The 25,329-nt window shown below is 63.8% G+C and carries 21 protein-coding genes and 1 pseudogene; 7 read left to right on the top strand and 15 right to left on the bottom strand.

Annotated elements, in window-relative coordinates:
- Window positions 1-32 precede the first annotated feature (32 nt).
- Window positions 33-719 carry a DJ-1/PfpI family protein gene (locus tag IVB23_RS37755; RefSeq protein ID WP_061877252.1) on the bottom strand — a complete coding sequence of 229 codons (687 nt, stop codon included), beginning with the start codon at window positions 717-719 and terminating at the stop codon, window positions 33-35.
- A gap of 92 nt (window positions 720-811) precedes the next feature.
- Between IVB23_RS37755 and IVB23_RS37750 the strand changes: the two genes are divergently transcribed.
- Complete coding sequence (locus tag IVB23_RS37750) at window positions 812-1,750, top strand: GlxA family transcriptional regulator (protein ID WP_247801998.1); 939 nt, start codon at window positions 812-814, stop codon at window positions 1,748-1,750.
- Between the two features lie 19 nt (window positions 1,751-1,769).
- Here IVB23_RS37750 and IVB23_RS37745 read toward each other — a convergent pair whose 3' ends face one another.
- From IVB23_RS37745 to IVB23_RS37720, 6 genes and pseudogenes are all read right to left on the bottom strand, one after another.
- Window positions 1,770-1,958: a hypothetical protein gene (locus tag IVB23_RS37745; RefSeq protein WP_247801997.1), complete on the bottom strand. Its 189-nt coding sequence runs from the start codon at window positions 1,956-1,958 to the stop codon at window positions 1,770-1,772.
- Between the two features lie 43 nt (window positions 1,959-2,001).
- Window positions 2,002-2,238 (bottom strand): annotated as a pseudogene (locus tag IVB23_RS37740) (four-helix bundle copper-binding protein); the annotation flags it as partial.
- A 90-nt stretch (window positions 2,239-2,328) separates the two neighbouring features.
- Entirely contained in the window at window positions 2,329-3,231 is a 903-nt protein-coding gene (locus IVB23_RS37735; RefSeq protein WP_247801996.1) for an NAD(P)/FAD-dependent oxidoreductase, read from the bottom strand.
- Complete coding sequence (locus IVB23_RS37730) at window positions 3,228-4,304, bottom strand: flavodoxin family protein (protein ID WP_247801995.1); 1,077 nt, start codon at window positions 4,302-4,304, stop codon at window positions 3,228-3,230. Before IVB23_RS37730 ends, IVB23_RS37735 begins: the two co-directional genes overlap by 4 nt.
- A gap of 62 nt (window positions 4,305-4,366) precedes the next feature.
- Window positions 4,367-4,567, bottom strand: coding sequence for a hypothetical protein (locus IVB23_RS37725; protein ID WP_061877247.1), 201 nt, complete (start codon window positions 4,565-4,567; stop codon window positions 4,367-4,369).
- Window positions 4,567-4,776, bottom strand: a complete 210-nt coding sequence (locus IVB23_RS37720; protein ID WP_247805029.1) for a hypothetical protein — start codon at window positions 4,774-4,776, stop codon at window positions 4,567-4,569. The genes IVB23_RS37725 and IVB23_RS37720 overlap by 1 nt, the downstream gene beginning before the upstream one ends.
- Before the next feature lie 197 nt (window positions 4,777-4,973).
- Here IVB23_RS37720 and IVB23_RS37715 point away from each other — a divergent pair, with 197 nt between their 5' ends.
- Window positions 4,974-5,258, top strand: a complete 285-nt coding sequence (locus IVB23_RS37715) for a hypothetical protein (RefSeq protein WP_061877246.1) — start codon at window positions 4,974-4,976, stop codon at window positions 5,256-5,258.
- 161 nt (window positions 5,259-5,419) lie between these two features.
- Here IVB23_RS37715 and IVB23_RS37710 read toward each other — a convergent pair whose 3' ends face one another.
- Both IVB23_RS37710 and IVB23_RS37705 read right to left on the bottom strand, forming a co-directional pair.
- Window positions 5,420-5,617, bottom strand: coding sequence for a hypothetical protein (locus tag IVB23_RS37710; RefSeq protein ID WP_131868321.1), 198 nt, complete (start codon window positions 5,615-5,617; stop codon window positions 5,420-5,422).
- 828 nt (window positions 5,618-6,445) lie between these two features.
- A complete protein-coding gene (locus tag IVB23_RS37705; protein WP_247801994.1) occupies window positions 6,446-7,228 on the bottom strand; it encodes an SDR family NAD(P)-dependent oxidoreductase in 783 nt (260 codons plus the stop codon).
- 167 nt (window positions 7,229-7,395) lie between these two features.
- Here IVB23_RS37705 and IVB23_RS37700 point away from each other — a divergent pair, with 167 nt between their 5' ends.
- Window positions 7,396-8,571, top strand: coding sequence for a zinc-dependent alcohol dehydrogenase (locus IVB23_RS37700; RefSeq protein ID WP_197966159.1), 1,176 nt, complete (start codon window positions 7,396-7,398; stop codon window positions 8,569-8,571).
- A gap of 11 nt (window positions 8,572-8,582) precedes the next feature.
- Window positions 8,583-9,152: a hypothetical protein gene (locus IVB23_RS37695; RefSeq protein ID WP_061877243.1), complete on the top strand. Its 570-nt coding sequence runs from the start codon at window positions 8,583-8,585 to the stop codon at window positions 9,150-9,152.
- Between the two features lie 177 nt (window positions 9,153-9,329).
- Here IVB23_RS37695 and IVB23_RS37690 read toward each other — a convergent pair whose 3' ends face one another.
- Complete coding sequence (locus IVB23_RS37690) at window positions 9,330-9,938, bottom strand: cysteine hydrolase (RefSeq protein WP_247801993.1); 609 nt, start codon at window positions 9,936-9,938, stop codon at window positions 9,330-9,332.
- A 372-nt stretch (window positions 9,939-10,310) separates the two neighbouring features.
- On the opposite strand from IVB23_RS37690, the gene fdhD reads away from it, so the two are divergent.
- On the top strand, window positions 10,311-11,000 hold the full coding sequence (gene fdhD / locus IVB23_RS37685; protein WP_346659160.1) for a formate dehydrogenase accessory sulfurtransferase FdhD: 690 nt from the start codon (window positions 10,311-10,313) through the stop codon (window positions 10,998-11,000).
- A gap of 52 nt (window positions 11,001-11,052) precedes the next feature.
- Here fdhD and IVB23_RS37680 read toward each other — a convergent pair whose 3' ends face one another.
- Entirely contained in the window at window positions 11,053-13,836 is a 2,784-nt protein-coding gene (locus IVB23_RS37680; protein WP_247801992.1) for a VCBS domain-containing protein, read from the bottom strand.
- Window positions 13,837-14,398: 562 nt separating this feature from the next.
- On the opposite strand from IVB23_RS37680, the gene IVB23_RS37675 reads away from it, so the two are divergent.
- A complete protein-coding gene (locus IVB23_RS37675) occupies window positions 14,399-15,031 on the top strand; it encodes a FecR domain-containing protein (protein WP_247801991.1) in 633 nt (210 codons plus the stop codon).
- Window positions 15,032-15,036: 5 nt separating this feature from the next.
- Complete coding sequence (locus tag IVB23_RS37670; RefSeq protein ID WP_247801990.1) at window positions 15,037-15,957, top strand: tetratricopeptide repeat protein; 921 nt, start codon at window positions 15,037-15,039, stop codon at window positions 15,955-15,957.
- Window positions 15,958-16,047: 90 nt separating this feature from the next.
- Here the strand turns inward: IVB23_RS37670 and IVB23_RS37665 are convergent, their stop codons facing one another.
- The 4 genes from IVB23_RS37665 to IVB23_RS37650 all read right to left on the bottom strand — a co-directional run bounded on the left by IVB23_RS37665 (window position 16,048) and on the right by IVB23_RS37650 (window position 25,018).
- Window positions 16,048-16,239, bottom strand: coding sequence for a hypothetical protein (locus IVB23_RS37665; RefSeq protein WP_061877237.1), 192 nt, complete (start codon window positions 16,237-16,239; stop codon window positions 16,048-16,050).
- The gene (locus IVB23_RS37660) at window positions 16,218-16,448 is read right to left on the bottom strand and encodes an aminotransferase class IV (protein WP_061877236.1); all 231 of its coding nucleotides are present in this window, start codon (window positions 16,446-16,448) and stop codon (window positions 16,218-16,220) included. Before IVB23_RS37660 ends, IVB23_RS37665 begins: the two co-directional genes overlap by 22 nt.
- Before the next feature lie 75 nt (window positions 16,449-16,523).
- On the bottom strand, window positions 16,524-18,068 hold the full coding sequence (locus tag IVB23_RS37655; RefSeq protein WP_247801989.1) for a calcium-binding protein: 1,545 nt from the start codon (window positions 18,066-18,068) through the stop codon (window positions 16,524-16,526).
- Entirely contained in the window at window positions 18,065-25,018 is a 6,954-nt protein-coding gene (locus IVB23_RS37650) for an ExeM/NucH family extracellular endonuclease (protein ID WP_247801988.1), read from the bottom strand. The genes IVB23_RS37655 and IVB23_RS37650 overlap by 4 nt, the downstream gene beginning before the upstream one ends.
- Window positions 25,019-25,329: the final 311 nt, after the last annotated feature.

Here is a 25,329-nt window from a genome sequence, read left to right as displayed (position 1 = left end):
ACTGTCGGCGATGATTGCCTCGAAACGCCGCGCTATCCCTCCTGATGAATGGCTCTCCTGACGAACTCCAGACGCCTCGCCTGCGCGGGCGCGACCAGCTCCTTCATCGCAGCAACGATCGCCGCCGGTGCGGTATCCGGCGAACCGGCCCGGAAAGGCGGTACCGGATTGTACTCCATGCGCAGCTGGATCATTTCCGCAGCCGCGCGGCCTCTCAACATCGAAACGAGCGTGAGCGCGAAGTCGATTCCGGCGGTGATGCCGCCGCCCGTCATGCGATTGCGATCGATGCAGACCCTCTCGCGCGACACCTCGGCTCCGAAGAGCGGCAATGCATCGGTCGCCGTCCAGTGCGTGGCCGCGCGATATCCTTTCAGGAGACCGGCCGCACCGAGAACGAGCGAACCCGTGCAGACCGAAGTCAGGTATTTCGCGTCCCGCGCCTGCGCTTTCAGAAACGCAAGCACCTCCTCGTCCAGCATCAGCTCGTCGGTGCCATAGCCGCCCGGGACGCAGATCACGTCGAGTTGCGGGCAATCGGCGAAGGTGACGGTCGGCGTCAGCGCAATCACGGAATCGCTCGGCACGGGCTCGATGCGTTTCCAGATCAGATGCACGGTCACATCAGGCAGGCTGGAGAAGACCTGGGCGGGACCGGTGAGATCGAGCTGGGTCACGCGGGGAAAAACCAGAAGACCGATCTGCAACGGACCCGACATATCCAACCTCGACATCGCGCTTGACGGTGGCAGCCTGCCATGTTGGCCTTGGGGGCGGAAACGGCGTAATTCCCTCATTTTTGGACGCGTTCATGATCGGCTTCCTGATCTTTCCCGAATTCCAGTTGCTGGATGCCGCCGGCCCGATATCGGTGTTCGAGATCGCAAGACGCCACACGCCGCATGCGCCGCGTGTGATAACGGTTGCCACGAAGGCCGGCGCCGTGCGCAGTTCGTCGGGCACCGAGATGCTCGCGCGCAACTTGCGATCGGCAAGCTCGGTCACGACGCTCTTCGTGGCAGGTGGCGAAGGCGTCGAGGACGCGGTGCGCTGCAAGACGACGATCGCATTCATTCAGAGATTGGCGCGCCGCGGCGTGCGTCTGGCCAGTGTCTGCTCGGGGGCCTATTTGCTCGCCGAGGCGGGAGTCCTGGACGGTCGTTGCGCGACCACGCATTGGTCCTGCACCCGTGACTTCATCGGACGGTACCCGAAAGTCCGGCTCGAGCCGGACCAGATCTTCACCCGCGATGGCGGCGTGTGGACATCGGCCGGAATCACCGCAGGAATTGATCTGGCGCTCGCCATGATCACCGAGGACCACGGTGAAGAGATTTCGCAAGCGACCGCCCGGCAGCTGGTGCTGTACCATCGCCGCGGCGGCGCACAATCGCAGTTCTCGACCTTGCTCGAATTGAAGACGCCGAACGGGCGCTTCGGCAACCTTCTTTCATGGGTGCGCGAGAATCTGGATGCGCCTCTCACGGTCGAGGCACTTGCCGAGCGCGCGGGCCTGAGTTCACGGCATTTCGTCCGCTCCTTCATCGCCGAAACCGGATCCACGCCAACGAAAGCCGTCGAGCGCTTGCGGGTCGAGGTGGCACGGGAGCGCGTGCAGTCCTCCGGAGAAGCGATCGAGCGCGTCGCTCAAGCCACCGGCTTTCGCGACCCCGAGCGGATGCGCAGAGCCTTCATCCGCGCATTCGGTCAGCCGCCGAAGTCCTTGCGGCGTTCCGCCCGAACTGCATGAGAGCTGCAGTTGACCGGCGCTAAGGCCCGCCCGCGACCGATCCTGCGATCACCATGACCAGCGCACCAAGGTCGATCTTGCCGTTGACGGTCAGCTCCTCCGAGCCCTTCGCGTCTCCCGCGCCCTGGACTTTCAGCGCCTGCGGCCGGTCGGCGGCTTGGCGCTTCAATTCGTCGATGATGGCGCCCTTGAGCTTCTCTTCCAGCATCAGCGCCTCCTCAGGCCGCCATCGCGCGGCAGGACTGGGCGCATTCGCTGCAGATTTCGGCGCACTCAGCGCAGGTATGCCGGTGATGCGGCGTGTTGATCAGCATGAAATGCGCGGCCGTCCGGCACATCTCGGCGCAGGCCATCATCAGGCGGAAGTGCCCCGGCTCGACGTGCTTGCCGCCGGTCTCGAGGCAATGGTTCATCGCCGTGCCGAGGCATGTCCGGTAACAGCTCATGCAGAGGTCGATGCAGCGGGTCATGTCTTCGGATTGAGCCATCGGTTGTCTCCAATTGCGCGCCCCATTTGGGTCGACCAAAGCGGAGCAACGCGCTTCGTTCCAGGTTCCGGTCGATTGTGACGGGACCGGCTATGCAAAGCGCTGCGGCAGGCTGCTGTGGATCGTGCAGGCGGCAACCGCCGCGTGGCCGAACGCGACCGAGATCTGGTGCAGGTCGGTGACGACGTCGCCGATGCCGTAGAGCCCATCGATCGACGTGCGCTGATGGTCGTCGACCTTCAGATAGCCCTCTCCGGTATGTTCGGCGCCAAGCGACACCGCGAGCCGCGAGCGCACCTCTGCCCCCATCGCGGGATAGATCGTGTCGAATTGCGCCGTGCGGCCATCGGTGAAGATGGCTTCGACGCCCTCGCCTCTCCGCCGCAAACGCAGATCGGGCGCGAACAGGACGTCCACATCCGCCTCGGCCAATCGTGACGTTGCGACCGGATCGTCATCCGGCGCGGTTGCGAGCAGCGTCACGTCGTGCGAATAGCCGCGCAGGAACAGCGCCTTGCCCGCGGCGCGCGCGAGCGGGCCGATCACGCCGATGCGGCGGCCGGACGCCTCGAAGGCGTCGCAGACGGGGCAGTAGCGCAACAACCCATCCGCAACGGCGGCGCGCCATTCGTCGAACGGCGGATGGGTATCGACGATGCCGCAGGCGAGAATGACGGCGGCGGCCGCATGCGCGCGGCCATTCCAGCTCGCCAGAAAGCCCTGATCGTGCCGCTGCAGGGCGGTGACCTCAGCGTCCACGCGCGTAGCGGCGAGCTCGTGCAGCTGGGCCGACATCCGTTCGATCAGTTCAGCGCCGGACAGGCCGTGGACGAAGCCCGGGACATTGTGGCTGCGCGGGATCAGCGCCGCCCGGCTGGCGCCCGCGTCCACGATGCAGACGCGGCGGCGAAACCGCGCCAGATAGATCGCGGCCATCAGCCCGGCCGGCCCGCCTCCGATGATCAGGCAATCGAGCGGCGGCGCGCCGGTCATTTCGGGTTCGGGTCCGCAAGTCCGGCGCCGGGCTCCTCGAGGCGCCCGCTCCGCGCGAGCCGGACCGCGTTGCCGAGCGCGCGTGCCGCATTCTGCACCTCCTGCTGGAATTCCCTGTCCTCATCGAGATCGCGATGCGAGGTGGCGTATGGCTCCATGTAGCCGACATAGCCGTCGAGCTCGGCGAAGCGCCCCGCCGAGATCAGCTGCATGTCGGTCAGCCAGTCGGACAAGGCGCGGCGCACGCCCTCGGCGCCGACCGCATCGCCGTGAACGACGACGCCGAAATGACGGCCGGCGAGATGGCGGGGATAGGGCCAGCCCTTCAGCTCCATCGCCTTGGCTTCGGTGGCGTTCTTGCCGTGGGTCGAGGTCGGATCGGGATTGCCGCCGTCGGCGCAGACCATGCGGTCCATCATCGCCTTGAGCCCGGCGGGCACGTGATACCAGTTCACCGGCGTCACGATCAGGATGCCGTGGGCGGCAACCCAGAGCGGATAGATCTCGTTCATCCAGTCGCCGGTCTGGCCCAGCGAATGGTTCGGATAGCAGCTGCACGGCCAGTGGCAGAGCGGCATGGCGGTGCCGACGCAGGCCTTGCAGGGATGAATGGTCTTGCCGAACTCCGAGGCGAGGCGCGACAGATCGAGGATGTCGACGGCAAATCCCATCTCGATGAAGACGGGCTCGGCCAGCTTGACCAGCCGCCAGGTCTTGGACATCTCGCCAGGACAAGTGTGCTCGCTGCGCGCCGAGCCGTTGATGACGAGGATGCGCGGCGTCTCGTCCGCATCGTCGTGGCGCCGCTGCGCTTCCAGGATTTTTGCGCGCGCATCGAGCCAGTCGAGGGCAAGATCGTAATCGGGGTCGGAGAAGCCTGCACCCGCCCTCCGCGTCAACGGCGCCTTGCGCGAATGGCTGTAGGCGTCCCAGGCCGCAGCGGTGATGGTATCGAGCTCACGTTGCAGCGGTGCAAAGGCGGGGTCGACGAACTGCTCCTTGTAGCGCCGCTCGAACTCCTCGCGCGACAGCTTGACGGGCGGCATTCCCTTGCGAACGTCGGCTTCCGTCATGCTGGCTCCTGGCGAAGTCGGTCATCGACCAACCCGGCGCGCAGCGCGCGGTTCCCTCTGCTCTACTGCCGAGCAGCCTCAAGCGGCAGATCGAATTGCGCGATCCGCCGGTCGAGCCGCCACAGCTCGATGCGGTGGACCAGCATGAGCGCGGCCGCTTCACGTTTGGCCTGCTCGTCATCGTCGCAGACCAGATTGATGCATCCGAACACGTGGCCATCCGGATCGATCTGGAATGCGCGGTAATGCTTGATGCTCCCCATTACGATTGTCCTCGTCTTGGGAAGACGGGCGCGCTCAGCCACTCTGTCAGGTTCGAGGTCGCCTCGTTCTGCTTGGCGCGTCGCAGCAGCATCTCGCGTTCCCTGCCGGGTGGCAGGCTGCGCGCGCGCTCGCGGGCGCTTTCGGCGAAGGCGGCCAGCCGCTCCTGGAGCGATTGGGTCTGTTTCCTGCGGTTACGTTTGGCGGCCATTTTCACGTTCGCACTCTCGCGGATAATTCGGTTGGAAGGAACTTGCAGCTTCCGCCGCAACTTGCGGTTCCGGCATTTCAATAAGTTAACGCTGAGCGATTTTGCGCGAGCGACAGGCGCAAGACCGATAGATCCGCGCTGCGCCGGAACCGAATTGCCGATTCGCATGTTCAAGAACGACTTGAAGGAGGACCATCATGGCAAAAGCAGCATGGAAGCGGCCGGGCTCGCCGATCGGCCGCAAGGGACCGCGCAAGGCAAATCCCGCGTACAAGCGCCGCGCCCGCGAGCCCTGGACGGCGGCGGACGTGAGCAAGCTGAAGCAGCTCGCCAAAGGCAACACGCCGACCGGCGTGATGAGCATCAAGCTTCAGCGGCCGGTCGCGGCCATCCGCAGCAAGGCGCAACGCGAAGGGATTTCGCTGAGGCCCGTCAACCGCTCGCCCTATAGCAGGCGAACCAAAGCGGCGAAGCGGCGTTGATCTCCCGCACCGCCGGGTGACAACCGGACGCAACGGGGAACGATGGACGTGGTGCTCATTTTTCCGGTTTCTGCCCACGACACCAGCGCATCGTTACGCGCCGACATCTGACCCGTTCCCGGCGCGTGCAGCCTGACCAGCTGACGCTGCAGCGGCGGTCGCTAATTCGGCGGCTGCAAGCCCGGCGACCGCAGCCATTCGCTCATCTGCGATCCCGTCTCGGCCTGCCGCGCCTTGCGCAGCATCTCCTCGCGCGCCGGGCCCGCCGGGAGCGATTTGGCCTCTTCGCGCAGCCGCTCCGCTTCGGCGGCCAGCCGCGCCTCCAAACTATCCACGTGCTTGATCCGACGCCGCATCATCGTCATGGACGTATCCCTGTCAGTCAGCGGAGCGCGCCATTGCGTTCACATGTTGATGATGCCAGCAAAATCGCGCTGGCGTGCATCCAACGTTCCTAACGTGGAACGGTTTCTCGGCTCGTCGAAAAACTCCGGCACGGCGCTGCGCAAATTACTCAAAAGACGGCACTTGCTCAGAAACGCTCCGGCTCCGCCAGCGCGAGCTAGTTGTCCTGATTGTCTCGGCGAGCCTTGATTTCCGTGCGACCCATGGCGCTCTCCATGATGGCCAGGCGCCGACCAGCCACGATCGGATCGTGATGCTCCATCAGCAGTCGACGTCCTCCCGCAAAGCGCGGCTGGCATCGATCGCACAAGTTGCTCGGGAAATAAGCGCCTCGCGCATCCAACAACTCTAAGCCAATTCCGCGAGCCGCTCATTTACGTAGGTTACTCAAATTGAGCAAATTGGCAAAAAGTGCACATAGCACCGAGATTCTCGTTCGAACGTGCGCTGGTCAGAGCAGACGCGCGAATGCGAGCCAGGCGCTCATCGCCATGCACAGCATAACCGCGGCGTAAGGTAGCGCGACGCGCAAGACGGCGAGCTCCCCCGGTTCAGCTCATCATTCAGATAGTCGCCACCAACATCACGACAAAACCCGTGACCGCGGTCGCGACAAAGGCCCGCTCGATGCGATCCATCGCCATCGAGGCCCCTTTTCGGCTTTCAGCCCGTACAATTTGACGTTTCGGGGCCGCTGCGCATTGGGCTATGTGAATCGGCGGTCTCGTTTGCCGTCCGCAAGACGGTTGGCGCCGCTCCGCGGGATTTGCGCCGGCCTAGTCCTACGACCGCGCGGTGCCCGGCTCAGCCATCTTGCGGTGCTGCTTGGCCAGCACCTCGTTCGGCGTGACGTTGGCGACCGTCGTCTGGATCTTGTTCGTCAGCCCGGTGACGATGTCGGACTCCCCGCGCAGCATTGCGTCGAACCCGGCCTTCGCGACGTCGTAGGCGCTGTCCTTCTTCTCGGTGCCGACCTTGGTGTCCATCATGTCGGCACGGCGGAAGAACTCGGTCTCGGTCGCACCCGGCATCAGGCAGGTGACGGTGACGCCGCTGTCGCGCAGCTCCTCGCGCAGCGCAAACGAGAATGAATCGAGGAACGCCTTGCTGGCGTTGTAGGCCGCCTGGAAACTGCCCGGCATGAAGCCCGCGATCGAGCCGGTGATCAGGATGCGACCGGCATTGCGGCGGAGCATCTCATTGCCGACACGGTGGATCAGATACAGCGTGCCGGTGATGTTGGTGTCGATGAGGCGTCTCACCCTGGCGAAGTCTTGGTCGAGGAAGGCCCTGCCGAGACCGATGCCGGCATTGGCCAGCAGCGCATCGATCGGCCGGTCGGCGACGGCGTCGCAGAGCTTGTCGACGCCCTCGGTGGTGGCGAGATCGGCCTCGACCGGCTCCACGCTGCCGCCGAGCCGGCGCAGATCGACGGCAACCCTTTCGATCTGAGGCTCGTCCGCTGCGATGACGAGGTTGAAACCTGCCTGGGCGCAGCACCTGGCGAGTTCCAGGCCGATACCGGTTGAGGCGCCTGTGACGACGGCGAGTTTATTGGCGGACATGCGCACATCCTTGAAATCGAGGTCTTGGAATTAGAGGTGTTGACGCTCAATCGCCGCCCTGCTCCCTCGTTCCTATTTGCGCAGTGCGAAGAATTTGCGCGCGGCGATAGCAACCATCGTTCGTGCCTGGACTTAGATGGCACGTGGCTCAACCGGGAGGACGGACGATGAAGGCGCTGGTCTGGCACGGCAAGGAGGACATCCGCTGCGACACCGTCACCGACCCGGAGATCCAGGATCCGCGTGATGCCATCATCAAGGTGACGAGCTGCGCCATCTGCGGCTCCGACCTGCACCTCTTTCACAATTTCATCCCGGGCATGCTGCCCGGCGACATCATGGGCCACGAGACCATGGGCGAAGTGGTCGAGGTCGGCTCGGGCGTCGACGGAAAGCTCAAGAAGGGTGACCGTATCGTCGTCCCGTTCACGATCATTTGCGGCGAATGCGACCAGTGCAAGCGCGGCAATTTCTCGGTGTGCGAGACCACGAACCGCAAGCGTCATCTGGCCGACAAGGTGTTCGGACACACGACGGCCGGCCTGTTCGGCTATACGCACCTGACCGGCGGCTATCCCGGCGGCCAGGCCGAATATCTCCGCGTGCCTTTTGCCGACGCCACCCACATCAAGGTTCCGGCAGGCATCCCGGATGAGCAATTGCTGTTCCTCAGCGACATCTTCCCGACCGGCTGGCAGGCCGCCGCGCAATGCGACATCGAGCCGACCGACACGGTCGCGATCTGGGGCTGCGGCCCGGTCGGGCAGATGGCGATCCGCAGCGCCATCCTGCTCGGCGCCAACCAGGTGATCGCGATCGACTGCCTGCCCGAGCGGCTCAGCATGGCCGAGGCCGGCGGCGCCACCACGATCAATTTCGAGACCGAGAGCGTGCTGGAGCGGCTCCAGGAACTGACCGACGGCAAGGGCCCGGAAAAATGCATCGACTGCGTCGGCATGGAATCGCATGTGATGGCTTCCCTGCCCGACACCCTGCTCGACCGCGCCAAGCAGATGGTGATGGCGGAGAGCGACCGGCCTCACGTGCTGCGCGAGATGATCTATGTCTGCCGTCCCGGCGGCATCATCTCCGTGCCTGGCGTGTACAGCGGCCTGTCCGACATGCTGCCCATGGGCGCCTTCATGAACAAGGGCCTGACGATGCGGACCGGCCAGACCCACGTCAACCGCTGGACCGACGACCTGCTCCGCCGCATCGAAGACGGCGAGATCGACCCGTCCTTCGTCATCACCCACACCGTCCCGCTCGAGCAGGGACCGGAGATGTACCAGGTGTTTCGCGACAAGCGGGATTCCTGCGTCAAGGTCGTGCTGAAGCCCTGAAGGAGCTAGTCATGTTTCATTTCTCCAACATCATGCGCACCAAGGGCGACCCCAAGATCGTCGAGGGCGGACCGAGCCTGAAGCAGCCGGCGGACCAGCTCGCGCGCGCACTCGGCTGGTTCAGCATCGGCCTCGGCGTGGTCGAGCTCTTCGCGCCAAGGCGCGTCACGCACACGCTGGGCATGGAAGGCCGCGAGACGCTGGTGCGCGCCTTCGGCGTACGCGAGATCATGGCCGGGATCATGTCGCTCTCGGTCGAGAAGAACGCCGGCCTGTGGGCCCGTGTCGGCGGCGACGGCCTCGATGCCGCCGCGCTGCTGTCGGGTCTGACGTCGGACAATCCCAAGAAGGGCAACATCGCGCTGGCACTGCTGATGGTCGGCGGCATCGCCGTGCTCGACTACCGTGCCGCGCAGGACACCAAGCCGCGCCGCCCGCCGCGCGATGCACGACGCAAGCTCTATCCGAACCGCAGCGGCTTTCCGAAGGGCATCGAGAGCGTCCGAACTGCGGCAAGGCAGATCGCGGCGCATGCCGGGCAGAACGAGGTGAAGCAAGGCGATGAGCGCCGGGTCCCGTGACGAAGCGGCGTGGTGGGAACCCGCCGTTATCTACGAGATGGTTACGACCGCTGCGGTCGCAGGACGATGTCCTTGCCTACAAGGCGGACGGAGGGAAGCAACGCAATACCCATCTCAAAGGGCACCGGGCGCGCATTGCGCGCCTGCGCGATTGCGGATCGTATCCCGCTTCACTTCCTACTCCCGCCAGAATTCGGCCAGCTCTTCCGCTGTCAGCAGGTCGACCTGGCCGTGAAAGCGGGTGCGATACATCGTCATGAGCGCATCGTGCCCGACATCAGACGAGCTGCACAGCGCGTCCTCGACAATGACGACCCTGAAGCCGAGATCGACGGCGCTCAGGACCGTCGAAAGCACGCAGACGTCCGTCTCTGCGCCCGATATCACGACGGTACCGATGTTCTTTTCGACCAGCACGCTCGCGAGACCGGGATTGCTGAAGGCCGAATAGGCCGGCTTGTCGATGACGGCCGCCGGCGGAACGAAGCGGCTCAAGGCCGGCACGAGTTCGAGCGCCGATAACGGCAGATGCCGGCGGGTCGCCTGGTGCCAGCGGCGAAAATAGCTCTGCCATTGCCCCGGACGATCCTCCGGATCCTGCGGAGTGATGAAGCGCGTGAAGATCGTTCTCACTTGATAGCGCGAAACAATCGAAGCGATCGTCGGCAGGACGCGCTCCATCCAGGGAGTCGCCCAAAGGCCGCTGGGAGCGAAGATGTTCTGCATGTCGATGCACAAGTGAACGGCATCTCTGATGTCGGCGACATCCGACGTGCTGTCCCTCATCGTCGTCCACCCCTGACCATGTTGCCCTCATCCAGAATTCACGATGCCGAAATCGGCGCCTCTCCGCCGTCGATGATTTCGGGTGGAACGTCCTTGAACAGCAGGCCCCGCACCAAAACCCGAGATGCCATCGCAAGTTCCTAAGTGCCCGGAACCTTGCGCCGGCTCGCGCGTCATGACGGGACGCAGGACGAGCATCCATGCACGGCTCTCAACTTGGCGATCGCGCATCGCCGCCCACGGCCATGGTCAAGATGCCAAGACTAACCTCGAGCGGTGCGCATGATGTGCGCATCGTGGCAGAGGAATGTCCCGTGGCATTCGTCTACGATGGAACGACCGCCGCCGTTCTGATGGCCACCCCCTACCGATCTGACCGACATCGCCCGGGGATTTAGTCTCACCGAGAGGATCATTCGCGACCTCGGCGAGATCGAGGAACTCACGGTCGTGCCCGGTCCCGACGGAATCGAACTGCGTCTCTGGCTACGACCGGACGCGGGGCGCAGGTTGAAGGAGCGACGGCGGCAGCTCGTCGGGCCGAAGGGGTGCGGGCTGTGCGGCATCGACAGCCTGCGCGAAGCCGGCCGGATCGCGCAAGCTGTCGAGCACGGCACGTGTCTCACCTCCGAACAGATCGGCACGGCGATTGCGGCCCTCACCGCGTCTCAAGTCCTCAATCACTGGACTCGCGCCACCCATGCCGCGGGGCTCTTCGAACCCGACAGAGGGACCATGCTGGTCCGCGAGGACGTGGGTCGCCGCAACGCGCTCGACAAGCTTGCCGGCGCTCTCGCCCCGAAAGGAAGATCCGGATGCACGGGCGCCGTCATCCTCACCAGCCGGATATCGGTCGAGATGGTGCAGAAAACGGCAGCGATCGGTACCGGCATCGTCGTTGGCATGTCAGCGCCGACCGCACTTGCAGTCCGAACAGCCGAGGCGAGCGGCATCACGCTTATCGGTATAGCGCGGGGAAACGAGTTCGAGATCTTCAGCCATCCGACGAGGGTCGGGATGCTCGCAACCGAAATGGATCGCGCCCACAAGCCTCGACCGTAGCGCTGGATTAGCCTTGACCCTCTGCGCTGCTCTAACCCAAAGCCCTCGACGGTCAGAGCAGCTGGAACTCCGAGCCATGCAGCTGCGCTGGTGATACCCCCTTCAGCACAATAGCATCGTGAGTGGCGGGCGATGTAATGATCGTGTCCGGGCCGGCGTCGGTTGCTGCAGCCAAGATCTCGGCAACGCTGCCGAACAAGTTACGACTGATCGCTATCGTGTCATTATCGACATCGAAATCGCCGATTGTTGCGGTGCCAAAATTCTCATTGAACACGAAATTGTCGCTTCCTCCTGCGCCGAAGATCGTGACGCCGTTGCCGACGTTCTGAAATGTCTCGTCTGCACTGGTACCATTGACAACGCTTAGGTGCGACATGTCTTGTGACGCATAGGTACCGACTATCGTAATCGTCAGCGCCTGACTTCCCACATTGCCGTGCCCGTCATTGACCTGCGCCGTATATCTAATGGTCAATTCATCGCCGGCTTTGAGAAAATCGAGATCGGCATCAGTCGGACTGTAGGTCCAATTCAACGTCTGCGTCGCACCATTTGTCTTGACGATGTCGAACGCGATGTAGCTGGCATCGACCAGCGTTGCGATATCGGCGCCGAAGGGCAGCGTCGTTGAGCCGTTCGAGCCGCTGAATTCAACGCTGGCGTTTCCGATCACTGACGCGGTGAGCGTGTCGCCGATATCGACGTCGTTCACGGTCAGCGTTCCCGATACTGGTCCCGCGAGGCCGGCGTGGCGATCGAGGACAACTCCCGCAGAGATGTTTTCGAGCTCAAATGCGTTGAAGTTGCCCGTTTCTAGAACCACCCGGTCGAAGGGGTTGATTCCGACAAATTCCAAATAGCCATTCGAAGCGAACACACCCTGATGTGCGCTCAAGAGCGCCGCAACTTCGGCGCCGGTGTAGGATACAACAAGATTCACGCCGTTGTAGAAACTGACCTTGTTCATTGGGTCAATCGTACCCCAATACAGGCCAAACGTGTTTCTCTCCGAGCCAAAGGTGATTGTCTCGGTGCTGCCCGCGCTGAGGCTCAAATAGTCGGTGGTATCCGCGCCGCCTGGCAACGGTCCGAGGAACAGAGCGACCGCGACGCCGGGGATCGATCCATTGATGACGCCGACATTTCCCGATCCCGAAAATGTGGCATCCAGCGAAGCACTATAAAAGTTGCCGTGGAACGCGTCGGATCCGCTTGGCAGGTCATCGAACGACTCTGTCGCCAGGCCCAGCGAGTTTGTGTTTACCCCCTCGGCCAGCGCGATTGGATTGACCACGACGGCCTGCACCGGTGGATCGGTCTCGCTGAGAATTGTCGGTGGATCGTTGATGCCCGCTACGACCAGCGTCACGGTCGCCGACGCAGTCGCACCATGAGTGTCAGCTATCGTATAAGCGAAAGAATCGGTGACGGTCTGCCCGGCCCCGAGGGCGCGAAGGACAGCGGCGCTCGTCGATTCGTAGATGATGTCAGTGCCGGAGAGCGACACCGCCGCACCGCTCGCACTGAGTCCACTCACGGAAAGGACCGCCAGATGATCGCCGGTATCGGGGTCGGTGTCATTCGCAAGCAGAGTGCTTGCGGCGATCGTCAGCGAGCCGCCCTGGCTCACATTCGCCGCGCTCGGAGGAAGCAACGGCAGCACATCAGCGTGTGCGATCGGCCCGTCATTAGCGCCGCGGATGGTGATTGTCACCGCCTTTCGTGTGTCGTCGATTGTCGCCACCGTGAAGCTGTCGGTAAGGGTGCCACCGACATCAAGCGCCTTTACCGCACCCCTGGTATCGGTCAGCACGTAAGTCCACACGCCATCCACCGTCATCGTGAAGACACCGTACCCACCATCGCTCGCCTGAGGCGCACTGACTGGCTTAAAGGCGTTGGGCGGGTTATCGACATCCGTATCGGTAAGCGTGCCTGTTGCCGTCGCCGTGCCGGCGGCAGCATTGGCGGCGGCACCTGCCGCGTCCACCGCGCCCGTCGCGTCGCCGGCGATAATCGCTGCGTCATTGACACCGTTGATGGTGACCGTGAAGGTCTGATCGGCCCTGGATGCACCGTCCGAGACCGTGACAACGAAACCTTCGGTTGTCGTCGCAGTCAGCGCATTGATCGCGTGATTATCCGGAGCGAACGCGTAGGCGCCGGTCGAGCTGTTGACGTAAAGCGTGCCATATTGACCGGCTTTGGAAACATCATATGTCACACCGCCCAGTTTCGCGGCTCCAGTGACCCCGCCGCTTATGCTGTAGCTCAGCGGAGCGCCGGTATCAAAGTTGATCGCCTTCAGAGCACCGGCAGTCGAGGGGAAATGGTCAAGGGCAGACGTGTCGGTAACAATCGGCAAAGCCGTGGCGGTCAACGACCGCACGGGAGGATCGACGATAGCGGGAACGACAAAGAGCGTTTGTATCGCCGGCGGAAGCTGCGGAAGCGGGGCATCAGGCCTGATAAAATCGATGCGTTGAGGCGTCAGGGGGTTAACGGACGGAGGTGTGCTTGATCCCTTTGCTCCTGTCTCCTTCGAAAAATTGGCGAGCACGTCCTGTTGTGCGGCGCGGAGCTCCTCCATCTGAGCGGCAGTATTGTTGACCTTGTTTACGGCGAACGAGGATCCTTTTTCGTGCAGAACAATAGTCTGTCCGGGATCGTCAACCAGAATATGTCGCGGGATCGCCTCTTTGGTTACGAGTTCGAACTCGCCATGCGCGAGGTCCTTGTAGGTAATGATACCATCATCCAGGAATGTGGCTTCGGGGTCGGCCGCACGAGCTTGCTTTGACTCAGCCAAGATCAGGGCTGTGAACCACAGCATGCCAGTTACCTCGGATGGGGCTCGGCTTCCCCCAAACGTCCCAACGAACGCGAGTCCTCTTGTCATCCAACTCGCGAACGAGGCGCGCGCACGACTAAGAAAAGTCGTGGTCCGGGGATTGTCGACAAGTTGACAACGCGGAACCGCAATTGCTTCACCTGCGTTCTCCAACTCAGCATGGTGGCAAATTGACATTGCCTCAGCCTCGGCTGTCAAAATCCGCGCGCCGCCCGTGATTGCCAAATATGCCTGTTATATCGCCTGCGCCTTGAACGGACGCCCTGCGCCGCAACCGACATCTGCCCGTCGAAAATGACTTCGCGCGCATGAAAAAAAATCTGGTGCCATGTGACCTGCACAGAGCTCAGCGCTTCACAGAAATTTGTTCAATCAATGTACTCGACCGAGATGCAGCCGTCTATGCGCGGCGCAACACCGGCACGGGCATCGGAAACCTAGGTCGCTCAGTCTAGCCCGAGAGGCCTAGTCGGTCCGCGATATTCGGAATCGAAAGGCGCGTTGCTTGTGTTATAATTGGTGATCTTCTCGGAAGGGGGAGATTATGTTCGTTCGCACGATTACCGCGCTGGCGACCTATTTCGTTTTGACTCTGCCAGGCTCGTTCGCCGGACCAGCAGAAGCGCAAGTCAATGCAGCGCCGCCCGCGATCCAGGATGCAGCGAAGCTCATCGGAAAGGTCGTCAGCGTCACCGGCGCGGTGGCCATCGAACATGCGAACGCAGTCGTCATCGAGGCCAAAGCGTCTGGCTCGACGAAGGTTGGAGACCCCGTCTATGTAGGCGATGTCATCCGGACCGGGGCTGACGGCCGGGTCGGCATCAATTTTACGGATGGCACAACTTTCAATCTATCGACCAACGCCCGGATGGTCCTGGACGAGTTCGTGTATGACCCTGGAGGAAACTCGAATTCGACCTTGTTTAGTCTAACCAGGGGGACGTTCACCTTCGTCGCCGGAAAGGTTGCCAAAACAGGCGATATGAAGGTCGACACTCCTGTCGCGACCATGGGAATTCGAGGGACCACACCGCACGTCGCAATCTCGGATGATGGCTCAGTCAAATTCTCCACGCTTATCGAGGAGGGCAGGAAGAAAACGGAGGCACCCGCGACGCGAGAACCCCGCCAGAACGCTACCCGCAAGTTCGATCTCAACATCTGTCGAGGCTGCTAGGATCATTGCCATACGCGCAACCGTCGTTCAGCAAATGCCCACAAGGTTCGGCGCACGCCCGCCACGCTGCGGCCGCGCAAACCCGCCGATCGAGAGGCATCGTCGTCATATGCGCCCTGGCCTTGCTACTCCTGCCGTCGTTGGCTGCCGCGCAGAACCCGACGGCCAACAGCCTCCGGGATCTTGAACTCTGCAATGGCTCGGAGCGCAGCTCGCTCGACTCACGGATTTCCGCTTGCTCGACGCTGATCGACTCGCACCAGAGCACGGCAGCAGGCCTGGCGATTTCCTACAATAATCGTGGGAATGCCTACGTTGCGAAGGGCGACTACGACCGCGCAATCCAAGACTTCAATGAATCGATCAAGCTGGCACCTGAATTCGCCAAGCCCTACAATAATCGGGGTGTGGCCTACCTGCTGAAAGGCGAATACGACCTCGCGATTCAGACGCTCGACCAGGCCATCAGGCTGGACCCCGGCTACGCCAAAGCCTTCGCCAATCGTGCGCAAGCGCACCTGAAGAAGAATGAGTACGATGCCGCGTCGTCCGACCACGACGAGGCCATCCGTCTCACATCGGATCTTGACGAGGTATGGAGCGGCCGCTGCTGGACCAGAGCCGTGCTTGGCGCCCTGCAGGCAGCGCTGGAGGATTGCAACAGATCGCTTCGATCCCAGCTGAACAAGGCGGCCACGTACGACTCGCGCGGGATGGTCCATCTAAAGATGGGCGCGCTCGACGCGGCCGTCGCAGACTACAGCTCGGCGCTGACATTTGACCCAAAGCTTGCAAGTTCCCTCTACGGAAGGGGCTTGGCCAGACTGAAGAAGGGCGACGCGATCGGCGGCGACGCCGACATTGCAGCCGCAAAAGCCATTCGCCCCACGATCGTCGAGGACTTCTCGCGGTACGGCGTGCGATAGGCGCTAGTGTCTCGATAGTGCGACCTCATTGCCCGCGATCGGCGCCGTCGCTGTGGCCAGCCACGCCTCATGCGAGGCGTTCCTCGCACGCTATTCGGCCGCAACGCTCAGCAATTGCGCAGACGGCCTGCAGTCCATATCAACGGCCGGATGAACCTCGACGCCGTGTACGGCGCTGCGATACCGCTCGGCGATACTTTTCAGCACGCCGGATTCGTCGGGCTTATTGCCATCAACCTCGCTGATCAGCGTGATTTCATTCAGCGTTCCAACAAACGCCATTCATCCGCGATAATGAGCTCCGTTCGCTCGATCGGGCGACACTCGAATGGCATCCTCATTGTCTTGCACAGCTCTTCAACGATGTCGATCGTGATGCTCTCGAGTGCGCCTTCGGACCACGGCGGCGTTATGACCTTCCCATTACGCACCAAGAGCACGCGCGATCCGATCGCTTCTGCCACACGACCATGCTGGTTCAACAGCACCATCTCGGTGAGCTCGCATGATCCAGAAAAACCACGGAACGCTGCTGCGTTCCGTGGTTCGGTTCAGTCGGCGATGGATCAGACGAAGCGGAAATCGTCTGCCGCGAGCGAGGCCATCTGCAGATTGGCCAGCGTCACGGTGTTGTCGGCATCGAGCGTCACGACGACGTTGTTGCCGACCTGCGTGGTGTGCGACATCACTTCGGCGAAGTTGGAGAACAGGCTGCTCGAGAATTGCAGCACGTCGGCCGAGGAACCGGTGGTGGCGAAGTCGGTGACGGTGTCCTTGCCGAATCCGGCGGCGAACATGAACACGTCGGCACCCGAGCCGCCGGACAGGATGTCGTTGCCGGCATCGCCCGCGAGGATGTCGGCACCCGAGCCACCCTTGATGGTGTCGTTGCCGGCATCACCATTGAGCATGTCGTTCTCGGAGCCGCCATCGATGTTGTCGTCGCCATCGCCGCCGGAGATGGCGTCGACACCCGAGCCGCCCTTCAACGCGTCCTTGCCGAGGCCACCCTCGATCACGTCGTTGCCGGAGCCACCGTCGACGCCGTCGTCGCCGTCGCCGCCGCGCAGCGTGTCATTGCCGGCACCACCGGCGATGACGTCGTTGCCGGCTCCGCCATCGAACATATCGGCGCCGTTGCCGCCTGTAAGATGGTCTGCACCAGCGCCGAGCACGAAGCCCTCGATGCCGCTGAAGTGGTCGGTGCCGATGCCTGCGCCGGTCGCGATGCCGGACGCCAGGTTGATCGTGACTGCACCGGTGGCGTCGGACAGATCCAACACGTCCTGACCGCAGCCGCCGTCGATGGTGTCGTCACCAGCACCGCCTCGGAGCACGTCGTCGCCGAAGCCGCCGAGCAGCACATCATCACCGGCGCCGCCGATCAGCAGGTCGTCACCGAGGCCGCCGTTCAGGGTGTTGGCTCCGGCCGAGCCGATCAGCGTGTCGCCGAACGCCGTGCCTACCGCGTTCTCGATCCCGGCGAGATGGTCGGCGCCCGGGAGATAGCCCGGATAATAGGCCAGCCCGGAGTCGAGGTCGACCGTCAGCTCGAACAGGATGTGACTGTAGTCGATGGTGTCGACGCCGTCGCCGCCGTCGTAACGATCCAGACCATGGCCGCCGATGAAGGTGTCGTCGCCGGCGCCGCCGAACACCAGATCGTTGCCGAGGCCGCCGACGATCGTATCGCTGCCGCCGGTTCCGATGCGCAGCTTCCAGGTGCCGTCGGCGAAGCCGAGTTCCTCGATGTTGCCGAGCGTGTCGGTGCCGTCGCCGCCGACCTGATCAGCGATGTTGATCGAGCCGTCGGCATTGAGCGTCATCGCGTATCCGGCAATCGCGCCGGAGAAGGCCGCGATGTCGGCCCCCGCCCCGCCGTCGATGGTGTCGTCGCCGGCACCACCAATGATCAGGTCGTCGCCGTCGTTGCCGTAGATCTCGTCGTTGCCTGCATCGCCGTAGACGGTGTCGTTGCCCTGGTTGGCGTAGATCCGATCGTTGCCTTCGCCGCCGTGGATGGTGTCGTTACCGAACGAGGTGTAGATCTCGTCGTTCCCGGAACCGCCGTCGATCTCCATGTTGGTCGAGATCCAGTCGTTGGAGATCAATATATCGTTGCCGTCGCCGAGCAGGATCTGGCCCTGGATATCGGACCCGATCCAGATGTTGACGAAGTCGTCGCCGGCGCCGAGATCGACCTTGCCGACGATCTTGCCGGTGTTGCCGAGCCTGTCGTTGCCGTCGCCGAAGCTGACGTCGCCGGTGATGACGCCGGAGCTCTGGTTGACAGCTCGTCGGCACCGGCGCCGAGCAGGACGTCGCCGGTGATGATGGCGCGGTTGACGATCAGATCGTCACCCTCGCCCATGTTCACCGCTGATCCGCCGGTGGCGGTGATCGAGCCGTCATTGCTCAGCGTGTCGCTGCCGCCGCCCATCGAGACGCCGCCGACGATCTGACCGGTGGCGCTGTTGGTGAGGCTGTCGGCATAGGTGCCGACCAGGTTGATCGCCTCGTTGCCGCGCAGGTCGAACCGCGCCGCATCCTCGGGGGTGACCCCTTCCGGACCGTGGCCGTCGCCCTTGATCAGGCCGTGGTTGACGATGGTCGTCACCCCCAGCGCGTTGGCGTTGCTCGAGTTGTCGACCTGGATCGCACGGCCGTAGCCGTAGATCTCGCCGCCGGCATTGTTGACGATGCTGCCGCCGCCGATCGCGATCGCTTCGGAGACGTTCGGCTCGCCGTCGTGATAGCCCTCGGCGCCGAGGCCCGAGATCTTGCCGTAGTTCACGATCTGCACCAGACCGTCGACATCGATGGCGTCGCCGTCGCTGTCGGACAGTTCGGCGGAGCGGCCCTCCATCACGCCGTGGTTGGTGATGAACGCCTTCTGCGCTTCGGTTCCGTCGGTGTCGAGATTCACCGCCGAGCCGTTGCGGCCGATCATCGTGCCGCTGTTGATGACGGTGACGGCATTGTCACCGGTGACGGCATGACGCGAAGCTTCCATCCAGCCGCCGGCGTAGTTGTTGACATTGCCGCCGGTGTCGCTCTGGAAGTCGATCAGATCGCCTCCGCCCACGAAGGTCGGATCCGTCGTGATCGTCCCCCAGTTGTTGACGACGCCGTCAGCGCCCGGGCGGATCACGTCGGTGTCGCTGCCATGCTGGCGGATGACGCCCCCGGCAAGGTTGTTGATCACCGCCGACGCGCCGTTGTTGTCGAAGGTGCGGAAGTCGAGGACGCGGCCGTTCGCTTCGATCACGCCGGCGTTGTTGACGGTGATGGTCGCGTCGGCGTGACCGGCCCGTTCCGGGGTCAGCGCGCCGCGGACGACGCCACCGGCCTGGTTGTTGAGGGTCACCGAGCCGGTCGCCCCCGCCGTGGTGGTGAGCGCACGGGTCGAGCCTGATATCTCGCCGGCATTGTCGATGACCGCGTTGCCACCGCCCTGCCAGACGATCGCATTGCCCGACACCGAGAGCGCGCCGCCGGCCTCGATGGCGACGTGGTCGTTGTTATCCACAACGAGGCTCGAAGCCAGCGTCGCGCCGCCCTGGATCGTCACATCGTCGTAGGATGCCGATCCAGCCACCGACCAGGCGCCTGCGGCCACCAGCAGGTTCTCGACATTGAGCGTGGCGATCAGTTCCGCCGTGCCGCCGCCGATCAGCTTGACGGTGTCGTTGCCGGCGCCGCCGTCGATCAAGCTCGGCGCGGGATCGTCGGTGGAGACGATGATGAGATCGTCGCCCTCGCCGGCTTCAGCAGTGTCGCCGGCGCCAGCCACCAGCTCGTCGTTGCCGTCGCCACCTTGCAGGGTGTCGTAGCCTTCGCCGCCGACCAGGACGTCGTCGCCTTCGCCGCCGGTCAGGGTGTCGTCACCGTCGCCGCCCTCCAGCCGGTCGTCGCCGGCGCCACCGTCGAGCGTGTCATCGCCTGCACCGCCAAGCAGCGTGTCGTCGCCGTCGCCGCCGGACAGGGTATCATCGCCTTCGCCGCCATCGAGCTGGTCGTCGCCACCGAGCCCGGCGAGGACGTCGTCGCCCCCGAGGCCGGTGAGGACGTCGTCACCGAGCGCGCCGGTGAGTTCGTTGTCACCGTCGTCACCGACCAGCACCAGCGCCTCGGTTTCGAGCACCGTGTCCTGGCGATAGTCGAGGTTCTGGATGCGTTCGTCGTGCGCCCGGTCGGTGTCGGCGACGTCATAGGCCGTGTCGGAGTAGTTCGCCGCCATGTATTCGGCGAAGGCATCCTGCTCGGTGCCTTCGGTGGCGAAGTTCGCCCCCTGCCCGGCATCCGGAACCAGGTCTGGCGACAGATTGACGACGTTGGCAAAGGCGGGATTGGCCGCGACGAAGCTCGCGAACGGATAGCCGTCGCCGCCGGTGAGCAGGAAGCTCAAGGTCACGACCCGGATCGCCATCTCCGGATCGACCACCAGCTCGCCGTTCGCGACCAGCGCCAGCACCGGATTGCCGTTGTCGTCGATCAACGCCGCCGACTGCACGCGGTTTCCGGCCGGCAAGTCCATGTCGAACGAGAACGCGATGCCGCCGACCTGGGCGAACTGGCCGGGCGTCGCGGTCGCCGTGGTCGCCGCCACCGCGTGCTCAAGCACCTCGAGCAGCTGATCCGCAGTCACCGTGACCATCGACAGCGCGTTGTTGAAGCGCAGCGAGTTGGCGATATCGAGCTGCGACACCTCGCCGGCTTCCTTGCCGACGCTGGTGTTCGCCAGCGGCGGGCTCTCCACCGCTTCGCCGCCGACCGCATAGACGTAGCCGATCGAGTCGCGGATGCCGCCGCCGTTCTTGATTGAAACGAGCACGGTCGGGTCGACCTTCTGGGCGTACCAAAGGTTCGCATCGGCGGAGAGGTCGCCGAGGTTGGTCTCCTCGGTGCGCGCCTCGCTGCGGCGGCCCTCGAGATAGACGTCCGTCTTGCCGAAGGTGTTACCGTCCTGCACGTCGATGATCCCGCCCACCGCCTGGGCGACGTCGTTGACCAGATCGCCGCGGCCGCCGTCGGCAAGCGGATCGGCGTCGTCGGCGTCCACGTCGCCGTCATCGTCGACATCGACCGTGGTGTTGCCATCGTACAGCGACCCGACCACCTCTTCCGTGCTGGCGTAGGCACCGTTGACTGCCGTGTTGGCGGTGTAGATCACGTTGCCTTCGGCATCGAAATCGACCACCAGTCGTCCGACATAGGAGTACTCGCCGGAGGTATTGACGATCAGCGTGGTTTTGCCGTCGGCGTTCGCGGTGACGATCGGATAGGTGTCGGCAGCGGTGTCGCCGGCACGGAGCGCGTCGGTCTCGTCCGCCAGCAGCGTGTGCGAGCCGCCGGCGACGATGACGTCGACGCCGTGCAGCAGGGGCGCCAGCGCCTTTTCGAGCGCGAGCTGCTGCAGATGGCTGACCAGGATGATCTTGTTGATGCCCTGGGCCAGCAGACCGTCGATCGTCGGCTGCAGGATTGCCGCCAGCGCCGCCATGTCATCGACATTGTCGCCGATCACTTCGACGCCGCCGGTCGAGGAGATGCTCTGCACGATCTGCGTGGTCGCGCCGATCACGCCGATCTTTTCGCCGTTCTCCTCGATGACCGAGGCTGGCGCGATCTTCTTGCCGATGCCGGCCGCCGGCGGGAAGCCGGTGTAGGCGTCGGAATCCTGAATCGTGCCGGTGTAGACCGAGGCGAGATTGGCATCGGCCGAGAAGTCCAGATTGGCCGCGAGGTACGGGAACTGCGCGCCGGGATAGCCGGCGGTCTGCTTGATGATGTCGGCGAACGCCTTGGTGCCGGCGTCGAATTCGTGATTGCCGATCGCCGAGGCCTGCACGCCGATCATGTTCAGCATCGCCATGTCGGCGGTGCCGAAGCCCGGCGAGATGTTCAGCGTCCCGGCAGCGAGGCCGTAATAGGTCTCCAGCGCGGTTTCGTAGACCTCCTTCAGCGAGCCGTCGCTGCCGGCGCTGAAGAACGGGCTGGGAATGAAATTGTCGCCCGACGACAGCGTGATCGAGTTGTCATAGGTCTCCTCGAGATAGTCGACGATCGCCGCGAAGTTGCCGGCGCGATCGACCGCGTTCAGGCCCGCCTCGAAGTCCGATGCATGCAGGATTTGCAGCGTGTAAGCCGGGGTCGGCTCCTGTTCCCCGAGATTGAGGCCCACGACCACCGGATCGTGGTCGGACACCCGGATCGCGGAGTCGCCGTCGAAGATCGAGGTGTCGCGGCCGTAGTCGGTGTTGTAGTCGAGCGCGTCGGCCTCGTCGGCGTTGATGTGCCAGGTGGTCACACCGGACACCTGCCCGCCGAGGCTGGCATTGGCGAAGGCATAGTCGAGCGTGCCGGTCTGGCCGTCGAACACATAGGAATAAGCGTCGTCCTCGCGGTCGTGCAGATTCTCATAGCCGGCGCCCTCGATGAGCGCGGTCGACTGCTCCTTAGCGTAGCCGTTGAAGTCGCCGAGCAGCATCACGTCCGGATCGCCCGAGCCGGTCGGATCGCTCGCCGCCCACGCGGTCAGCGCGGTGGCGGCCAGCTCGCGCTGGTTCTGCCAGTTGCCCTGGCCGTCGCCCTGATCGGAATCGGCGCCGGAGCCGGTACCGCTCTTGGACTTGAGATGGTTGGCGATCGCCGTGAAGGTTTCGCCGGTCGCAAGCTCCTCGAAGGTCACCGCGATCGCGTTGCGGCTGGTGTTCTCGCCGTCGAACACCGCCCCGACCGTGCTCTGCCCGAGCAGGCCGCCGAGGCCGAGCCCGGGCAGGTCGGCGTCGTTGAGGGTCTCGATGGTCGTACCGTCGGCGATCTTCACCGCGGTGGTGTCGTAGATGAAGCCGACCGCGATGGCGTCGCCGCCAACGAACTGCTGGCCGGGATCGACCCAGGCATAGGTACCGGCCCCAGCCACGGCATTGAGCTGTTCGACCAGATACTTGATCGCGTTGCCGGAGGATGCAGCGGAGAAGTCGTTCTCCAGTTCGGTCAGCGCCAGCACGTCGACGTCCATGTCGAGGATGGTCGCGACCAGCTTCTCGGTCTGACGCGCGAACTCCACGGCGTTGTCGGCGCCGCGCGGCGCTTCGCCGATCGCGGTGGTGCCGCCATTGTCCAGCGTCGTGAAGTAGTTCAGCACGTTGAAGCTCGCCACCTTCAGGCGGCCGCCGACGTCTTCCGGCGCATCGGTGCGCGGATTGTCGCCGGCCCCGAAGGTGTTGGCGCCGTCCTCGACCGAGCGGATCCGCCAGGTCGCTCCCGAGGCGGAGTTGCCGGCCCATTGATAGTCGAGCACGCCGGTCAGGCCGGTGACGGTGTCACCCATCCGGACCGCGTCGGCAGTGCCGTAGTTTGGCGTGGCGGAGGGGTTGTCGTTCGGATCGAAGCCGTCGAGGTTATTGATCGCGGCGTTCTGGACGTTCAGGCCATCGTCATAGGTGATGGTGCGAGCCCCGAGCTCGGCCAGATGCGCCTGGTAGGCGGCGGCGTCGGGCGCGTTCTCCTGCGTGAACTGTTCGGGCCGTTCGCCCGCTACAAGCTTGATCTCGTTGAAACGGTCGAGATTGAACTGCTCGGTGACGGTCAGGGTCTGCGGAATCGTGACCAGCATGCCTTCATAGGCTTCAAGATCAGGCTGGTAGTCGCCGTCCTGGCTCAGCGTAGTGCCCATCGACGGCAGGTTGATCTGCGCCGCCATCGCGCCGACGTCGGCCACCGCGCCGGCCTGGACGACCGAAATGTTGCTGGCGGTGAGCTCAGTCAGGCCGAAATATTCGCTGATCGAGCCGGTGACGCGCACCCGGTCGCCGATCTGGACGTCGGTGGCGCTGCCGTAGACGAATATCGCCTCGGAGGTCAGTACGTTGCCGTCGGAATCGGTGGTTTCCTCCTGGAGATAGAAGCCGTTGAGATTGCGGTTGGCGTCGGCATCGCCGTTCTGGAAGTCGCCGACCACGATGGCTTCGACGGTCACAGTCTGGCCGACCATGGCGCTGCTGGCTCCGCTGCCCTGAATCGTGCTGATCTTGGTGATGCCGACATCGTCGTTGACGATGGTGCCGGTCGCCGTCGCGGCGCTGCCGATCGTGGTGGTCACGGCCGCCGAATTGGAAACGTCCTGCAGCGTCAGCGTGAAGCTCTCGTTCGCCTCATTGTCGGCGTCGCCGGCGACGGTGACGGTCACGATCGCGGAGGTCTCACCCGCCGCGATGCTACCGCTGAAGCTGACCGGCTTGCCGCCGACGTAGTCGGCCGCATCGGTCTGCGCCGAAGCGATCGTTCCCGAGAACGCGACGTCGCCCGTGGTGCCGCCGCTACGCTCGACGGTGAACTGATAGACGGTCGGACCGCTGTTACCTTCGTCATGCGACACCGTAAGCGAATCCGGCGCGAAGGCGACGTGCTGAGTTTCGATTGACGATTCGGACGAACTGGTGACGCGGATGTCGTCGATGCCGACCCACTCGTCATTGCCGACGGCGTTGGTGGTGAGAATGCGTACCTGGAGGTCGCTGCGGCCGTTGACGGCGTCAGGCAGCAGCAGATCGAACTGCGTCACCTGGGTCGCGGCACCGCCGGTGGTGACGTCGGCGGCGTAGCCGCTCGGAACGTTGCTCCACGCCCCGCTCGAACCGAGCCGATACTGCACGTTGATCTGCTGCGCGGCGTCGTCCGTGCTGGCGTCGAGGTCGCGTGCGTCGAAGCTCAGCCGGACATCCTTGCGGCCGGTGGCGTCGAGATGGATCACGAGGCTGGGGGCATCCGCACTGTTCGAGCCGTTCAGCGCCACCGTCGGGTTGGCAATCTGGAATTCGGCCACACCGCCGTTGGTGATCGCGGTGTTGGTCTGGTTGGCGACGACGTCGACATCTCCTGACGACGGTCCGGTAGCCGTACGCGCGTCCACCCCGGTGGCCGAAACGACATCGTTGCCGAGATAGCCGACGATCGATGCGACCCCCGACCAATCATCGTTGGTCGTGATAAGGCCAGTATTGGACCAATCCTGCAGGAAATCGCCGGTCGCCAGGACATGAGGGGTCGTCGACATGGATAGCCACTCCAGCGCTTGAGAGAAGACGTCGCGGATCACCGCCTCACGGCATGCGCGAGGGCGTGGTCCAGACGGCCGATTGTTAACGGATCGTTAATGGTTAACGTATCGTTACTGATTTGATAGAACGCCGATGACAACAGATCGGTGACTGCTTGTTAACGGGCCGGTGAAGTTGCCGCCCGAAGAGCCCCGCGAAGACCGACAGAACCAACTACCAGCTTTGCGCGGGACGGCGCGCTCGACCTCTCGGCCGGCAGCAATCGCCAATGGGTCATCGCGTTACAGCTCAATCAGCCCGCCGCGAG

Source organism: Bradyrhizobium sp. 191 (assembly GCF_023100985.1).
In the GTDB taxonomy this organism is placed as follows: Bacteria; Pseudomonadota; Alphaproteobacteria; order Rhizobiales; family Xanthobacteraceae; genus Bradyrhizobium; species Bradyrhizobium diversitatis.
Note: the sequence above shows the minus strand (reverse complement) of the source record. Positions and strands in the feature narration are given on the sequence as shown.

Bases quoted from the DNA above. Each gene is read 5' to 3' on its own strand.
- IVB23_RS37720 (WP_247805029.1), bottom strand. From the start codon at position 4,776: ATGGCCGCCAAACGTAACCGCAGGAAACAGACCCAATCGCTCCAGGAG.
- IVB23_RS37745 (WP_247801997.1), bottom strand. From the start codon at position 1,958: ATGCTGGAAGAGAAGCTCAAGGGCGCCATCATCGACGAATTGAAGCGC.
- IVB23_RS37730 (WP_247801995.1), bottom strand. From the start codon at position 4,304: ATGACGGAAGCCGACGTTCGCAAGGGAATGCCGCCCGTCAAGCTGTCG.
- IVB23_RS37675 (WP_247801991.1), top strand. From the start codon at position 14,399: ATGTTCGTTCGCACGATTACCGCGCTGGCGACCTATTTCGTTTTGACT.
- IVB23_RS37735 (WP_247801996.1), bottom strand. From the start codon at position 3,231: ATGACCGGCGCGCCGCCGCTCGATTGCCTGATCATCGGAGGCGGGCCG.
- IVB23_RS37750 (WP_247801998.1), top strand. From the start codon at position 812: ATGATCGGCTTCCTGATCTTTCCCGAATTCCAGTTGCTGGATGCCGCC.
- IVB23_RS37755 (WP_061877252.1), bottom strand. From the start codon at position 719: ATGTCGGGTCCGTTGCAGATCGGTCTTCTGGTTTTTCCCCGCGTGACC.
- IVB23_RS37715 (WP_061877246.1), top strand. From the start codon at position 4,974: ATGGCAAAAGCAGCATGGAAGCGGCCGGGCTCGCCGATCGGCCGCAAG.
- IVB23_RS37680 (WP_247801992.1), bottom strand. From the start codon at position 13,836: ATGCTGTGGTTCACAGCCCTGATCTTGGCTGAGTCAAAGCAAGCTCGT.
- IVB23_RS37690 (WP_247801993.1), bottom strand. From the start codon at position 9,938: ATGAGGGACAGCACGTCGGATGTCGCCGACATCAGAGATGCCGTTCAC.
- IVB23_RS37700 (WP_197966159.1), top strand. From the start codon at position 7,396: ATGAAGGCGCTGGTCTGGCACGGCAAGGAGGACATCCGCTGCGACACC.
- IVB23_RS37660 (WP_061877236.1), bottom strand. From the start codon at position 16,448: ATGGTGCTGTTGAACCAGCATGGTCGTGTGGCAGAAGCGATCGGATCG.
- IVB23_RS37665 (WP_061877237.1), bottom strand. From the start codon at position 16,239: ATGGCGTTTGTTGGAACGCTGAATGAAATCACGCTGATCAGCGAGGTT.
- IVB23_RS37725 (WP_061877247.1), bottom strand. From the start codon at position 4,567: ATGGGGAGCATCAAGCATTACCGCGCATTCCAGATCGATCCGGATGGC.
- IVB23_RS37650 (WP_247801988.1), bottom strand. From the start codon at position 25,018: ATGTCGACGACCCCTCATGTCCTGGCGACCGGCGATTTCCTGCAGGAT.
- IVB23_RS37705 (WP_247801994.1), bottom strand. From the start codon at position 7,228: ATGTCCGCCAATAAACTCGCCGTCGTCACAGGCGCCTCAACCGGTATC.
- IVB23_RS37710 (WP_131868321.1), bottom strand. From the start codon at position 5,617: ATGATGCGGCGTCGGATCAAGCACGTGGATAGTTTGGAGGCGCGGCTG.
- IVB23_RS37695 (WP_061877243.1), top strand. From the start codon at position 8,583: ATGTTTCATTTCTCCAACATCATGCGCACCAAGGGCGACCCCAAGATC.